Genomic DNA, 14,088 nt, shown 5'->3' on the forward strand with positions numbered 1-14,088 from the left:
GCCAAAGCTGTCTCTCCCCGCAACGGGGAGAGACATGCACAAGGTCTGTTGTTAGTTCTTTGACTGGTACTTCGACAGGTTCTCAGGTGTTACGAGTTCGAAAGGAATATAGACCTTGCTTTCGACCTTCTCACCCTTGGAAATTTTCAGCGCTGCATCCACAGCGCCCTTGCCCTGTCCAGCCGCGTCCTGGAACACGGTTACATCGAGATCGCCAGCACTCATTGCTGCCAAAGCGTCCTGAGTAGCGTCGACGCCGGCAACAACAACACTGTCTGGCGCGCGGCCTGCAGCCTTCAGCGCCTGAATGGCGCCAATGGCCATCTCGTCATTATTAGAGATAACGGCATTGAATTCCAATCCGGCAGATAGCCAGTTTGTCATCAGATCCGCGCCCTGTGTACGCGACCAGTTTGCGGTCTGCTCTTCCACGATCGATATGCCTTTGCATGCATCCGTTGCAATCACATCGTGGACGGCTTTGGTACGTGCACGAGCGCCCTGATTGGACAATTCCCCCATCATGACAACAATCTTGCCCTGGCCCTTGAGCAAGCGGCAAACCTCGGTTGTCTCTAGCGTACCTGCTTCGGTTTCGTTGGAAGCAACGAAAGCCTGCTTCTCTGGCAGCTCATCGACATTCGCTGGCTGGCGATTAACGTATACCAGCGGAATTCCCGCTTCGGCAGCAATTTTCGACATGGCGGCAGTTGCATCTGTATCAACCGCATTGACGATGATCGCATCCACCTTGGAAGCAATGAAATTCTGAATCTGGCTCTGTTGCTTTGCCACATCGTTCTGAGCATCTTCGACCTGCAAAGTTACGCCATCAAGCGTCTTTGCATAATCTTCCATACCTGTACGCAGTACATTCAGGAAATTGTCGTCGAACTGCGCCATCGACACGCCGATATTGGCTGCAAGCGCCGAGCTGCTCATCAAAGCGGAAACAGCCACTCCCAATAGAAACTTTTTCATTTTCTTCTCCTCCACAAATGGTGCCCGGCAACACCTTTCTATCCGGCCACTTCACATTTTGTATTTCGCAGCCAACTCTACCCCCGGCTATCGAATGCAAAATGCAAAGTCGCGCGAAGTTTCGCGCTAGCGACCCTGAGTTGCAATTTCGGAACATACAGACCGTTACAACCAGTTTCTGAAATATTTATTCCATTTTAAGGTTGCAGCGTCAAGCCCGATTCAGCTTTCAGGCGTCTGCAGCACATACAATTCTTTTGCACAGCTGCGCAAAATTACGTGCTGCTTGCCCAAGCGAAAACGGGCCCGGCAAAAGAGCCGGACCCGTATGGCAAGCTTTGAATTTTCCGAAGTTTATGGCTTGTTGACGCTCTCGACAGCAATATTGGTTAGCTTGTTATTCGCAGCCTTCTCCTGATCGAGGATTTCGCTGAGCAGCTTATGCGCCTGATCATGTCCAAGTGTCTTGGCCCATTCCCGCAGCGAACCGTAGCGTGCAATTTCATAATGTTCGACAGCCTGTGCTGCAGCAAGCAGCCCGGCATTAAGGGCTGTACCGGAAGCGTCTTCCAGCAAGCCATCTGCCTCTTTCAGCAGGCCTTCTATCGCATCGCACTTTTCAGCTTTTGGCTTGAGGCTTAGTGATTTGAAAACCTGATCCAAAGTCTTGATCTGGCCCTTGGTTTCTTCAAGATGCTCCTCAACGGCTTTCTTAAGCTTGGCATCTTTTACCGCGCTAGCAACTTTCGGCAAAGCTTTGACGATGGCATTCTCCGCATAATAAATATCATGCAGTGTATGTTCGAAAATCTCTGCTAGGGTTTTCATATTCCTGTTCCTCCTGTCGTTGGGATACAGGAACCTTGCGCAAGCGATAATGTTCCATAAAGAAGGAGGCGGTCAAAAGGTGGAAGCGCGGACACGGCGAAAAACCACTCGTCTATTGCTGATTATTATCAGCTTGATTGTCTTGGCTTCTTTGACTGCTCTCTGGTCTATTCCCTATTCCGGGTGTCACATACTCGGTGGCCGCATCGAAGTGCTCTTCGGGCCTGGAAAGCAAAAAGTCTGCGTAATTCCCTGGTAACTTCTCAGATCGAATTCGCCTATCAAGAAGTGGGAACATGCGCCGTAGCGGCGAGATCCTGACGCAGCTTTTTAAGTGCGCCAAACATCCATTGCCCCACTTCTGCTGAACCAGTCTTGTCCTGTTGCAAGGTTATTCTTGTGCGACCAGCGGCGCGATAAGCGTTATTACCCTGATGGGCCAGATGTTCCGATATCACCAGACTTGCAGTAGCAGGATTGGTCAAAGCCAAGGCACGCGCCAAAGGACTTTGGAGAACGGGCTTTCCAAGATTTATGTTTTCAGCTTCGTTGATGTAGCCATCCGGATCGGCCACGAGCCATGGCACCCCGCCCATACCACCATGGGTGCAATTGAAAAACCGCTCCTGATACGTCGTAACCCCACGATGAAATTTCGTGCCATAACTTCCGAAACTGTTCCGTGAATTGGCGCGAGGATCACGGCGTGCATGAAAACAGTGCCGGACATTTTTCGGGATAAAGTTTGGCGTGATCAAAACCGCACGATCTACCGCATCAAACAGGAAAAGCCCGTCAACGGGGATACCTCTGTCCTGCAGAAGGTCACATGTTTTGACGACAGCCGCTCCACCGCGACTGTAACCAGCAAGAAAGATTCGTTTGGGTTTATCCGCCTTCTGGCGATAAAGCTTATGAACCTGTTCGAATGCTGTAAAAGCCAGATTTGCCGTAGCAACTCCGTCTATGCTTGGTCCTCGCCGGTAAAACTTTGCTGGGGTGTCCCATTCCCGGTACATCCGGTTGACAAAACTGTTCTGAAATTCCAGCTGATATTGTCGGTCATTGAAAACGCCGGTCCCATCTATTCCAGCAAAAATATCTGTAGCAGCATACGCCGCGGCGAGTTCTGCCGCACGTCGTCGCTCATCTTCAATTTTGGCTATTTGTCCGCTGACATAGTTACTCATGCTTGCGGGAAATGGACTCTGCATGCGGGGTACCTCTTTAGGAAGTATCACAGAATATCATTCAAAGTGATAACCCACGAAGATGTCACAAGCAAATTGTAGTTTGTGAAGATTTTATATCAGAATATTACAGCGTACTTCTTGTATTGTCACTAGATCGTACACAATCGGACAGACTACTGTAATCACATCGCAGAAATCTGGGACTTTATTGGGAGGAAACCATGGCCAAGACCAATTTCAAATCAGTTGACGACTACCTTGCAACACAGCCGCAACAGGTCCGGGATTTATTGGAACAGGTAAGAGCAATTATTCATAAAGCCCTGCCCGGCGTGGAAGAGGTGATTTCCTATCAAATCCCTGCCTTTAAACTGGATGGAACTACTGTTCTCTACACAGCAGGATGGAAAAAACATTATTCGCTTTATCCGATAGGCGAGAGCATTCTTGCGAACCTTGCCGAAACACCGTTACCCTATGAAACCAGCAAGGGTACAATCCGCTTTCCGCTCAATGAGCCGGTGCCTGCGCAACTTATTGAAAGCATTGCCAAGGCCCGCGCGCTCGAATCTGCCAAGGAAAAGGAACAAAGTGCTAAAAAACCGAAGAAGGCCGTAAAGACCGGCGGCTGAGCGCCCGTTTATAGCCTCTTGCCTACGGTCATAGCCTCGCGGAAATCTTCATCCGCATCGAGAAAAACCTCTTCCGGCGCAGCACCCGTTGCATCAAAGAATCGGCTGACAAAACAACGGAACGACGCGCATAAGGCGATGTCGCATATTTGAACGTCGGTGAATCCCACCGCACGCAATCGATCAATATCCTTCTGATCGATACGCGATGCATCTTTGGTGACCTTCTCCGTATAGGCAAGCATTTCGACATCGGCCGCAGATAGTCCGGCAGTCCTGAAATCTCGCTGAACAGCCAGAACCATCTCCTTCGATCCAAGATCGCCAATCAGCTGTTTTGCGTAAACATGCGAACAATAGGTCGAAGGAACATGCTTTGCCGCAATCAAGGTAATCAGTCGCCATTCTCGCATGCCAAGCGAAAATCCTGCCCGTATTTTATCCATGAAGTTCGCATAGGCTGGCAACAAATCCGGACGTGTCGTGAAACACCGGGTGGCATCCATAACAAAACCCAGCTGCCCCTTATGCTTTGCATATATGTCCGCAACCTCACCGGTCGCATCTTCATCACTTATCGTATGCAGAAACATGCCCGCCCCTCCCAACGATGTCCCAAACTTACCTTAGCAGAAAGCTGAGGAGCGTGGGATAAGTCGTTGGAGTGAGGAAACGATCAGCCCAATCTGGCGTTGATCCATCCGATGCTGGCCGAAATCACATCCGCAGGATCAGTCAATTGCTGAACTTCAGCCGCAAATGGTTCGAATGAAAATAGACCAGCATATCCTTGTTCCAGCAGCGATCTAATCTGATCGATATTGCCCAGACGATCGCGTTCATCAACGAGAACTCTGTGCGGATCACGCATGTCGCTGACACTGACATCCGCATCGGTCACTCCGGAAATATGCACTAACCCTGTGATTTGCGGGAAAAGCGCCGGCTCGCCCGCCAGATGATGGTGAAATGTATCGTGGACGAGTTTGAACCTGTCCTGCCCTCCGACAGCATCAATCGCTTCTACTGCTTCTCGCTTGGAGCGTAACGAACAAATCTCGAAACCCAACGGCTCAACAAATCCCAATAGATCTCGAGCTTCAAGGATAGGTTCTAGTGCAGTGAGCGCCTCACGCAAATTGGCTTGGCGCTCGCCATCGGCCTGACCCGTGCCATCGTTCACAGGAACAAGAACCAATGCTGCCGCCCCAACGTCTCGCGCATAATCCGCAAGTTCAATCGCCTCACGCTCGCGCTCCGGCGTCCACTCGTTGAAGCGCTGCAAAGCATTGATCGTAGCAATGCGAACGCCTGCGGCCTCAGCCAGTTTGCGAATCTCAACCGCAGGCGTCCCATCAATGATCGCATTTGCATCAAGGTCATTGCGAATTTCCACGTTGCTCAAGCCAAGTTCGGTCGCCAGTTTGAAAAACGCAGCGGGGCCAAGTTTTGGCGTGGTTATATGATTGATTGCAAAAACCGGTTGCGAAACTGCAGCGCCCATCTGGTATCCTCCGAAAGCTCTTGATCGTCTTGCTTTCCAGTGAATGGGCCGCAAATCTCGGCGCACAATCTGTCGGCGCATCACTTCCGTCAATCCATCAGAATGAAAATTTATCTGCCTGTCTGAACATCAAGTTTTTGCAGTGTGTTTCTGATAACAGATGCCACCAGCTGTACCCCGGGGTCCTTGTCCCGGCGAACATGCCAGGCAATGTGCAGAGTAAACCCGTCGACCGGCACTGGTGGTTCGAAAACAGCATAGTCTTTTACAGAACTCTGCGGGATACACAGACTCGGAACCATGGCAATCAAATCCGACCCCATCAAAAGCGGGGGAACGATTACAAAACTAGGGACAACCACACCCACTCGTCTCTGCTTGCCCAGAACCGCTAAAGCCTCATCCAGCGGCCCTTTCGTATCACCACGTCCCGAGACCAGTATGTGAGGATAGGCAAGCCATTGCTCGAGATTAAAATCACGTGCTGCCGGATGTTCCTTGCGCATCACCACCAGATAATTCTGGAAGAGCAAGTCATGCCGTTGAAACGATACGTCAGACTTTGGAAAGACAGACACAGCCAGATCAACGGAACCCTTGGCGAGTTCATCAAGCGCTTCATCCGCACCATGCCAAGGCTGTATGACCAGATTGACGCCAGGTGCCTTCATCGCAAGCTGTTGATGTAGTTCAGCGGCAATGACCATTGTCGGATAGTCCCCCATGATAATGCGGACTGTCTGCCTCAGTGCTGCAATATCAATGTCAGGAGGATCGAGGACCGAGACCACGTCGGCCAGCAGGTTTTTCAGCGGCTCACGAAGACTTTCCGCTTTGGCCGTCAGTCGCATTCCACCTTTGCCGCGCTCCAGCAGTGGGTCGTTCAACAGGTGCCGACAGCGCTCCAGTGCGCTTGATGTGGCGGGTTGCGAAAGGCCGAGCCGGTCTGCCGCACGGGATACGTGCGCTTCATCCAGCAAAGCATCCAGTACAACCAGGAGATTAAGATCGACAGAACGTAAATTCATGCGCTGGATAATAGCACAGGATCAGCATCACATTAAAAGATAATCAGGCTTCCACCTCGACATTGCTCAGAGGTTTGGAGCAACACGCCAGAATATAGCCTTCATCGATTTCCTCATCGAGGATACCGCCATTGTGATTCATGTCCACACTGCCTGAGATTTTCATGATCTTGCAGGTACCGCACAGGCCGGATTCACAGGCAGCAGCAATTCGAATCCCCGCTCCTCTTGCAGCTTTCAGGATCGTATCGCCTGCCACACAAGGCACGTCCTTGCCGGACATGGAGAATGTCACAGTCGCTGCAGTCTCAGCCACTTCCGTCGAAATCTCATCCATAACCGGCAGGACAGGTTCGGCAGCAGAACCAAAACTTTCCTGATGGTAATGCGCCATATCGAACCCGGATTCCTCCAGCATCGTGCGTACATCACGCATGAAGCCGTCGGGACCGCAGCAAAAGATTGTCCGGTCTTTGAAGTCCGGCGACAGCAACGAAAGCTTCGGCGCTTCCAGTCTGCCCCTGATACCCGTCCACAGCTGGCCCATTTCGTGTTCCTTTATCAGGAAGGACAGTTTGAGATTGGGCATGCAGCTGGTCAGATATTCCAGCTCCTTGCGGAAAATGATGTCGCTTGGACGGCGCGCACAACTGACGAAACTGATATCGCTTTGCGGGGCGCAATCCTGCATCCAGCGGGTCATCGACATCATGGGCGTAATGCCGGAACCTGCCGAAATGAACAGATATTTGTCACCAGGATGTTTGGATATCGAGAAATCGCCCAGCGGGCCAAAAGCTTTCAATCTTGCGCCGGGCGTGAGGTGGTCCAGCATCCAGCGTGTACCGATGCTGCCATCCTGTGCCTTGACAGTGATTGCAATTGTAAATGGCCGGGAGGGACTGGAGGAAAGCGTATAGGTACGCAGGACAGCATCTGGCTGGGTGCCGAGTTCGAAAGTCATGAACTGGCCCGGCTCATACCGGAACCAGTTCTGATTGTCGGACCGGAATGTGAAAGTCTTCACATTGGGCGCTTCCTCAATGACTGATAGGCACTCCAGCAGATGCAGCCGGTCGTTCCAGGGCTGCATCTGATCGAGATGCGGATATTTCTGAGGAATGCCCATATTCACTACGCTACCTTGCTAAGTCGCTTGCCGCCATCGAGCCGTGTTTCCATCGTATTGGAGTACCATTCAAGGAACTGCAGGACACCGCCTTCATGCTCTACTGAGTATGGGCCAGGTTCATAGGCAGGCGAGCGTATGCCAAACGCATTTTCCTCGACAATCTGGCGGTCCTGATCGTTGGTTTCCAGCCAGACATGCGTCAGTTCATCAATAGTATAGTCAACGCCTTCGACGGCATCCTTGTGCACCAGCCACTTGGTTGTGACCTGCGTTTCGGTGGCACTGAGCGGCAAAACACGGAACGAAATTGCATGATCGCCCAGAATGTGATTCCACGTTGTCGGATAGTGATAAAGCAGCAGAGAACCGATTTGGCGTGTGCTGACATCGTCGCTCAACTGGCGCGCTACAGCGCGTTTGCCCGACATCGTGTAGCTTTCAGACTCGTGCAGCAGTGGCACGCGCGTGGCACGGAACTGGCCATGCTCATCAATCTGGAACACGCTTGGAAGACCAGCCGCCTCGCACTTGTCCCAATGCGCCACGATCTCCGGATCGTCCTTTGAACCCTGTACACCGGTTACGCTTGGTGCTTCCGGAAAGGTCTTGCAGAGTTCCGGATGATTGGCGGCGCAGTGATAGCATTCGCGGTTGTTTTCCCAGACCAGCTTCCAATTGCCCTTCTCTACAATGGAGCTTTGAAAAGCCACCTTGGTTTCACCAAGCCGGTGCGGTGCGAGATAAGGTTCGATCAAAGCCCGGGTTGCTGCAAAATCCGGCGCAATTGGCGCAAGGCAGATGAAAATGTAGCCGCCGATGCTTTCGCAATGCACTGTCTTCAAGCTGTGCTGGCTGGCATCGAAATCATCGCCCATCTGGCGGGCGAACAACAACCGGCCATCCAGCTCATAAGTCCACTGGTGGTAAGGGCAAACCAGCTTCGCCGAGCTGCCCCGTTCGGAAGCGCAAACACGCGAGCCGCGATGACGGCATGAATTGTGGAACGCGCGTATTTTCTTTTCGCGATCCCGGACGATAACCACCGGATAGTCGCCAATCTGTACGGTAAAATAATTACCCGGCCGCGCTACTTCGCAATCATGACCGATAAACAGCCAGTCGCGGTAAAAAATATTCTCCATATCCAGCCGGAAATAATCCGGATCGGAATAAAAGGCTTGCTCTAGGCCGTAGCCCGGTTTCCGGTGTTTCAGGTTCCGGAGAAGTTCGCTATGTGCGTCCATGTCGTGTCCTCGCCATCTCATTTGCGAAAGAACTGACTGGTGGTGACGGAGAAGACCGCCTGTATGGCTACCCATACAAAACAATGCTCCTTGATCGCCCACCGCGATCAGTCGGTGTTATCGCTTGCGGCTGGTTTCCGGGCTCTGGAGTTCCCTTCCGGGACTTCACGGCGCCTTCCCGGAATACTATCCCAGTGGCTATTTTGCCGCGTTTCACTCCACTACCGTTGCGGGGGCAGCGCCGGGATTATAACCGGCTTCCCAATTATCCGCCTTCCCTAGAAAGCGGCACCTCAAGTGACCTGATAAAAGCACTCGGGTGATAAAAAGAATAGGTGCGGAAACGACATCGCATTTACACAAGACGACACGGCTAAAATGGCGCGGGCTCTAGTGCGCCAGAATGGCACAGCTTGTCCACAGCCTTGATCGGATACGCCAATTGCGACCTGAAATTTGGCTGTTCCACCCCGCTTGAGGCGAAGGTGGAACAGAAATATGGCTACAGATCGCGATGCAGATACTGCTTGATTGATTCCGGTTTCATTTCGATTGAAAAGCCTGGCAGCGACGGTGGCATATAGGCCGCGTTCTGAATATTGCAGGGATCGACGAAATGCTCATGCAAATGATCGACATATTCTATAACACGGCCCTCTTTCGTTCCCGAAACCGCAACATAGTCTATCATCGACAGGTGCTGGACGTACTCGCATAGCCCAACACCGCCAGCGTGCGGCCAGACAGGCAGATTATATTTTGCCGCGATGAGCAGCACCGCCAATACCTCGTTCAAGCCACCCATGCGGCAGCTATCGATCTGCACCACATCAATCGCGCCTTCGGCAATGAACTGCTTGAACATGATGCGATTCTGACACATCTCGCCTGTTGCGACTTTCACCGGGTGGATTGCTTCACGAATTTTGCGGTGTCCGGCGACGTCATCAGGGCTTGTAGGCTCTTCGATGAAAAACGGTTTGACGAAAGCAAGCTTGTTCACCCAGTCGATTGCTTCCCTGACTTCCCACACCTGATTGGCATCAATCATCAGAATGCGATCCGGGCCGATGACTTCGCGTGCAATTGTGAGGCGCCTTATGTCATCCTCAAGATCGCGTCCAACCTTCATCTTGACGTGATTGAAGCCTGCATCAATAGCTTCCTGACAGAGACGACGCAGCTTTTCATCCGAATAGCCAAGCCAGCCTGCAGAGGTCGTGTAGCAGGGATATCCCTCGTCTTTGAGTATCCCGATACGTTCTTTCTTGCCTGTCTCCGCCTTGCGCAGAATTTCGAGCGCCTCTTCACGTGTCAGCACATCGGTCAGATAACGGAAGTCGACAATGTTGACGATCTCTTCGGGCGTCATTTCGCCAACAAGTTGCCAAACCGGCTTCTTTGCTTCCTTGGCCAGCAAATCCCATACGGCATTGACCACCGCGCCTGTCGCCAGATGCATTGCCCCCTTGTCGGGGCCGATCCAGCGCAACTGGCTATCGCCGGTAATGAAATGCCAGAACCTGCCCGGGTTTTCTTTCACCCAATCCAGTTCAAGGCCCACAACAAGATGCTTCATGGCTTCAATGGCCAGACAGCAAATTTCATTTCCGCGCCCGATGGTAAAGGTCAGTCCGTGACCGGAAAGTCCGGCATCAGTATCCAGTACCACATAGGCGGCAGAGTAATCAGGATCAGGATTCATTGCATCCGAACCATCCAGACTTTGTGAGGTCGGGAAACGGATATCGAATACGCGAAGGTCAGTAATGCGGGTCATCGATCTTTCCTAAACTGTCCAGCCGCCGTCAATATTGTAGGCCTGACCTGTGGTGTAGGTTGCGCCAGCAAGATAAACGGCAAGATCAGCAATTTCTTCCGGCAAACCCAAACGTCCCATCGGCTGACGCGCGATAAAGGTCGCGCGGGTCGCTTCATAATCGCCGCCAGACCGCATACGCTGTTCAAGCGACGGACTTTCCACAGTACCCGGGCAAATTGCATTGCAACGAATACCTTGAGTAATGTAGTCGGCCGCCACTGATTTGGTGATCCCCAACACGGCTGCCTTGGTCACACCATAGGCAAAGCGGTTCGGTACGCCTTTTACGCTGCTGGCGACTGAAGACATGTTGACGATTGCGCCTTCCTTGCGCTCGATCATCCCCGGCAGGACAGCGCGGATCGTGCGAATCATGGCACGCACATTGAGATCGAGTGCAAATTCAAGATCAGCGTCCGGCATGTCGAGGATCGAGCCGCCATGAACAAAACCGGCGCAATTGAACAGCACATCTATGGCACCGATTTCGCCAATCACCTGCGTGACTTCATCGGCCTTCAGTACGTCAAGCTTGCGCGGCTTTATGTTCGCTTCCTTTGGCAAAGCATCAAGCAATTGCTGATTAATGTCGGTTGCATGGACTATCGCACCTTCGCGCGCGAAAGCCAGCACCGAAGCCCGGCCAATGCCTTGGCCGGCTGCCGTAATGAGAACGCGTTTGCCTTCAAGCTTGCCTGTCATTTCAAATCTCCATTCGGCATTTCATAATGCCAACCATGCATTCCGCCCCGATTTGGGCAATGATATCTCTTTTTAAGCCGTGAAAGCCATCAGGCGCGGATTTCAGTAGTGAATTCATCCACACTTCGCGCTTTGACCGCATCCCAGTCCCAATCGATCCCGATTCCGGGTTCTGAAGGTGCCAAGGCATAACCATTCTCAATCCGCATCTGCGTCTTTGTCAGGTCATCCAGCTGCGGAATATATTCGACATATTTTCCGTTCTGGACCGCGCATGTGAGGCTGACATGCAGTTCCATCAGAAAATGCGGGCATACGGGGATGTTAAATGCTTCTGCCGCATGCGCCACTTTCAGCCAAGGCGTAATACCGCCAATGCGACCAACATCGACCTGTACGATAGAGCACGCTCCCTTTTGCATATACTCGCGGAAATGCCTGATCGAATAAAGCGATTCGCCAACGGCTACCGGCGTTTGCGTGGAGGCAGACAGGCGCACATGCCCGTCAATATCATCCGCAGGCAGCGGCTCTTCGAGCCATGCGAGATCAATATCCCGCAGCACGTGAGAACGGCGAATGGCCTCGTCGAGGGAAAAGCCCTGATTGGCGTCGGTCATGATTTCAAATCCGGAGCCGACCGCATCGCGCACTGCCGAGAGTCGATCTAGGTCTTCTGATCCGTGTGGGCGGCCAATCTTGACTTTCGCACCTTTGAAACCTTTGGCTTTTGCTTGCAGCGCATCGTCAACCAAGGCTTGTTTTTCAATATGCAGCCAGCCGCCTTCAGTTGTATAAAGCGGGCAGCGATCCTTCGCTCCCCCTGCAAGCTTCCATAATGGCAAATTCTGTTTCTTTGCGCGCAAATCCCACAAGGCAATATCAATCGCCGCCAATGCGATTGCGGTTATCGCACCTATCGTTGTTGCATGTGTCGCAAATTCGAGATCGTGCCAGATCGCTTCAATCTGATCCGCATCCTTGCCCAGCAAGCGCGGCACCAGATGATCGGAAAGCAGGCGCATCACCGATGAACCACCCGTACCGATTGTGTAGCTGTACCCTGTACCAACAGCACCGTCGCTATCGGTAATGGTAACGATGGGGGTTTCCTGACTGACAAAACTCTGGATAGCATCCGTGCGCAGCACTTTTGGTGGCAGATCTACCATTCGCAATTCAACGCGTTGAATTTTTGCCAAATTATCCTCCCGTCGGGCTTGGTATTTTGGCCCGTTTATATATTGTATACCCATATATGGGAACTTCATTCATATACAAACATTTGCTCGGCTCATCGTCAAGCGATGAAAGCTCTTCCATCTGCTAATGATCCTCGTATAAGCCTTAAGGTCAGGGAGTAATTGCATATGACAGAAGACGAAGACCGCTACCGCGCTCCGGCGCTAGACAAGGGCCTCGACATACTGGAACTGCTGGCAGGCATTGACGGCGGTGTAACGCAGGCGGAAATTGCAAAGCGGCTCGGTCGCAGCCCGAACGAGTTTTATCGCATGCTCGACCGCCTGGTCCGCCGTGGCTATGTCACGCGTCTCGAAGGTGACCGCTATTCGCTTACCCTCAAGCTTTTCGGATTGTCACAGCTGCACGCGCCGGTCCGCCGTCTCGCCGCCTATGCCACGCCCCTGATGCGCGACCTCGCGGTTCAGTCAAAACAGGCCAACCACTTATGTGTGTTTGATCGCGGGGCTGTGGTTGTCGTTGCCCAGCAGGAAGCTCCCGAATATTGGGGCATCTCAATCCGCGTTGGCTCCCATATGAGCTTGCTCAATACTGGCTCTGGTCACGTACTGATGGCCTTCCGCTCGGTGGAAGAGCGCAGCCTGATGATTGCAGAATATGAACGCCATGTGGATGATAATTCGCAGCCGGATGATTATCGCGACCGCCTCAGCACGATTCGTGAGCGTGGCTATGAGATCATGCCCAGTGCTCAGACCGGTGGTGTTTTTAACGTCTCGGCTCCGGTGCTTGGTCCCGATGGGCGCGCCATTGCAGCGATCACCTGCCCCTATATTCAGGTCCTCAATGTTCCGGATGCTCCGGGCGTCGATCAGGTATGTCAGATGATCGTTGCCACAGCGAAAAAACTGTCAGAATTATCGGGCGCCGACGTAGGTCAAGTCTGATCGGAGAAGCAAATGCCACCTAGTGAATTGATCGATACACACCTGCATCTGATCGATCAGTCTGCTCTGTCCTATCCATGGCTATCCAGCGTGGAAGCATTGAACCGCGATTTCCTTTACGAGGAATATGCGCAGCAGGCACATCGCGTCGGCATCTCACGCTCGCTACATATGGAAGTCGATGTAGCAGTTGCAGATATCGAAAATGAAACGGCGACCGTTGCCGCATTATCAACCCGCGAGGACAGCCTGATCGCTGGTGCAATCTCATCATGCCGTCCGGAAGATCAGGAATTTGCAACTTTTCTTGAGCGGCAACTGGCCAATCCCTTGGTCAAGGGATTCCGCCGTGTACTCCATACAATGCCCGACGAGCTTTCCGAACAACCGCTATTTCGGGAAAACCTGAAAAGGCTTGCCGGAACCGGGTTGACCTTCGACCTGTGCGTCCTGCCAAGGCAGGTCAGCCAGACCATCGCCCTTATCGACATCGCGCCCGATGTTCAGTTCATTCTCGATCATTGCGGCGTCCCTGATATCAAGGGAAGCGGATTTGAAACTTGGCAACGCGGTATTACTGAAATTGCCAAACGTCCAAATGTCACTGCCAAGATTTCGGGTGTGATTGCCTATACAGACACGGCGATATGGCGCATCGAAACTCTTGAGCCCTATGTGCATCACATTATCGCCAGTTTTGGCTTTGACCGCTTGGTCTGGGGAAGTGATTGGCCCGTATGTACCCTTGGCGGCGACCTTGCCACGTGGGTGGCGGCGACACACGCGCTTGTCTCGGGTTGCAGCATTGATGAGAAGACACGGCTATTTTCCGGAAATGCCAAGCGCATATGGAATCTATAGAGCAAACTTGC

At 52.4% G+C, this 14,088-nt stretch carries 14 protein-coding genes and 1 riboswitch; of the genes, 3 read left to right on the forward strand and 11 right to left on the reverse strand.

Translation table 11 applies throughout. The features are described 5' to 3' along the window. Positions 1–51: 51 nt before the first annotated feature. From PMI41_RS10485 to PMI41_RS10495, 3 genes are all read right to left on the reverse strand, one after another. Positions 52–981 (reverse strand): sugar ABC transporter substrate-binding protein, encoded by a 930-nt coding sequence (locus PMI41_RS10485; RefSeq protein ID WP_008124511.1) that lies wholly within the window; start codon positions 979–981, stop codon positions 52–54. A 354-nt stretch (positions 982–1,335) separates the two neighbouring features. Then, positions 1,336–1,809: a DUF892 family protein gene (locus PMI41_RS10490; RefSeq protein WP_008124512.1), complete on the reverse strand. Its 474-nt coding sequence runs from the start codon at positions 1,807–1,809 to the stop codon at positions 1,336–1,338. Between the two features lie 281 nt (positions 1,810–2,090). After that, entirely contained in the window at positions 2,091–3,023 is a 933-nt protein-coding gene (locus PMI41_RS10495; RefSeq protein ID WP_008124514.1) for a hypothetical protein, read from the reverse strand. 200 nt (positions 3,024–3,223) lie between these two features. Here PMI41_RS10495 and PMI41_RS10500 point away from each other — a divergent pair, with 200 nt between their 5' ends. Then, positions 3,224–3,634, forward strand: a complete 411-nt coding sequence (locus tag PMI41_RS10500) for a DUF1801 domain-containing protein (protein WP_008124517.1) — start codon at positions 3,224–3,226, stop codon at positions 3,632–3,634. Positions 3,635–3,642: 8 nt separating this feature from the next. Here the strand turns inward: PMI41_RS10500 and PMI41_RS10505 are convergent, their stop codons facing one another. The 8 genes from PMI41_RS10505 to PMI41_RS10540 all read right to left on the reverse strand — a co-directional run bounded on the left by PMI41_RS10505 (position 3,643) and on the right by PMI41_RS10540 (position 12,268). After that, entirely contained in the window at positions 3,643–4,227 is a 585-nt protein-coding gene (locus PMI41_RS10505) for a hypothetical protein (protein ID WP_008124518.1), read from the reverse strand. An 83-nt stretch (positions 4,228–4,310) separates the two neighbouring features. Further along, entirely contained in the window at positions 4,311–5,138 is an 828-nt protein-coding gene (locus PMI41_RS10510) for a TIM barrel protein (protein ID WP_008124521.1), read from the reverse strand. Positions 5,139–5,248: 110 nt separating this feature from the next. Next, the gene (locus tag PMI41_RS10515; RefSeq protein WP_008124523.1) at positions 5,249–6,166 is read right to left on the reverse strand and encodes a LysR family transcriptional regulator; all 918 of its coding nucleotides are present in this window, start codon (positions 6,164–6,166) and stop codon (positions 5,249–5,251) included. A gap of 43 nt (positions 6,167–6,209) precedes the next feature. Continuing rightward, entirely contained in the window at positions 6,210–7,301 is a 1,092-nt protein-coding gene (locus PMI41_RS10520; protein ID WP_040854238.1) for a hybrid-cluster NAD(P)-dependent oxidoreductase, read from the reverse strand. Beyond that, positions 7,301–8,542 carry an aromatic ring-hydroxylating dioxygenase subunit alpha gene (locus tag PMI41_RS10525; RefSeq protein ID WP_008124528.1) on the reverse strand — a complete coding sequence of 414 codons (1,242 nt, stop codon included), beginning with the start codon at positions 8,540–8,542 and terminating at the stop codon, positions 7,301–7,303. The genes PMI41_RS10520 and PMI41_RS10525 overlap by 1 nt, the downstream gene beginning before the upstream one ends. A 110-nt stretch (positions 8,543–8,652) precedes the next feature. Further along, positions 8,653–8,853: riboswitch (cobalamin riboswitch) on the reverse strand. Between the two features lie 191 nt (positions 8,854–9,044). Then, entirely contained in the window at positions 9,045–10,322 is a 1,278-nt protein-coding gene (locus tag PMI41_RS10530) for an L-fuconate dehydratase (RefSeq protein ID WP_008124530.1), read from the reverse strand. Between the two features lie 9 nt (positions 10,323–10,331). Continuing rightward, positions 10,332–11,066, reverse strand: a complete 735-nt coding sequence (locus PMI41_RS10535; RefSeq protein WP_008124532.1) for an SDR family oxidoreductase — start codon at positions 11,064–11,066, stop codon at positions 10,332–10,334. An 89-nt stretch (positions 11,067–11,155) separates the two neighbouring features. Further along, on the reverse strand, positions 11,156–12,268 hold the full coding sequence (locus PMI41_RS10540; RefSeq protein WP_008124534.1) for a mandelate racemase/muconate lactonizing enzyme family protein: 1,113 nt from the start codon (positions 12,266–12,268) through the stop codon (positions 11,156–11,158). Positions 12,269–12,436: 168 nt separating this feature from the next. Between PMI41_RS10540 and PMI41_RS10545 the strand changes: the two genes are divergently transcribed. Both PMI41_RS10545 and PMI41_RS10550 read left to right on the forward strand, forming a co-directional pair. Beyond that, positions 12,437–13,216, forward strand: a complete 780-nt coding sequence (locus PMI41_RS10545; RefSeq protein WP_008124538.1) for an IclR family transcriptional regulator — start codon at positions 12,437–12,439, stop codon at positions 13,214–13,216. 12 nt (positions 13,217–13,228) lie between these two features. Further along, a complete protein-coding gene (locus PMI41_RS10550; protein ID WP_008124540.1) occupies positions 13,229–14,077 on the forward strand; it encodes an amidohydrolase in 849 nt (282 codons plus the stop codon). Positions 14,078–14,088 lie beyond the last annotated feature (11 nt).

The organism is Phyllobacterium sp. YR531 (assembly GCF_000282595.1).
Taxonomy (GTDB): Bacteria; Pseudomonadota; Alphaproteobacteria; order Rhizobiales; family Rhizobiaceae; genus Phyllobacterium.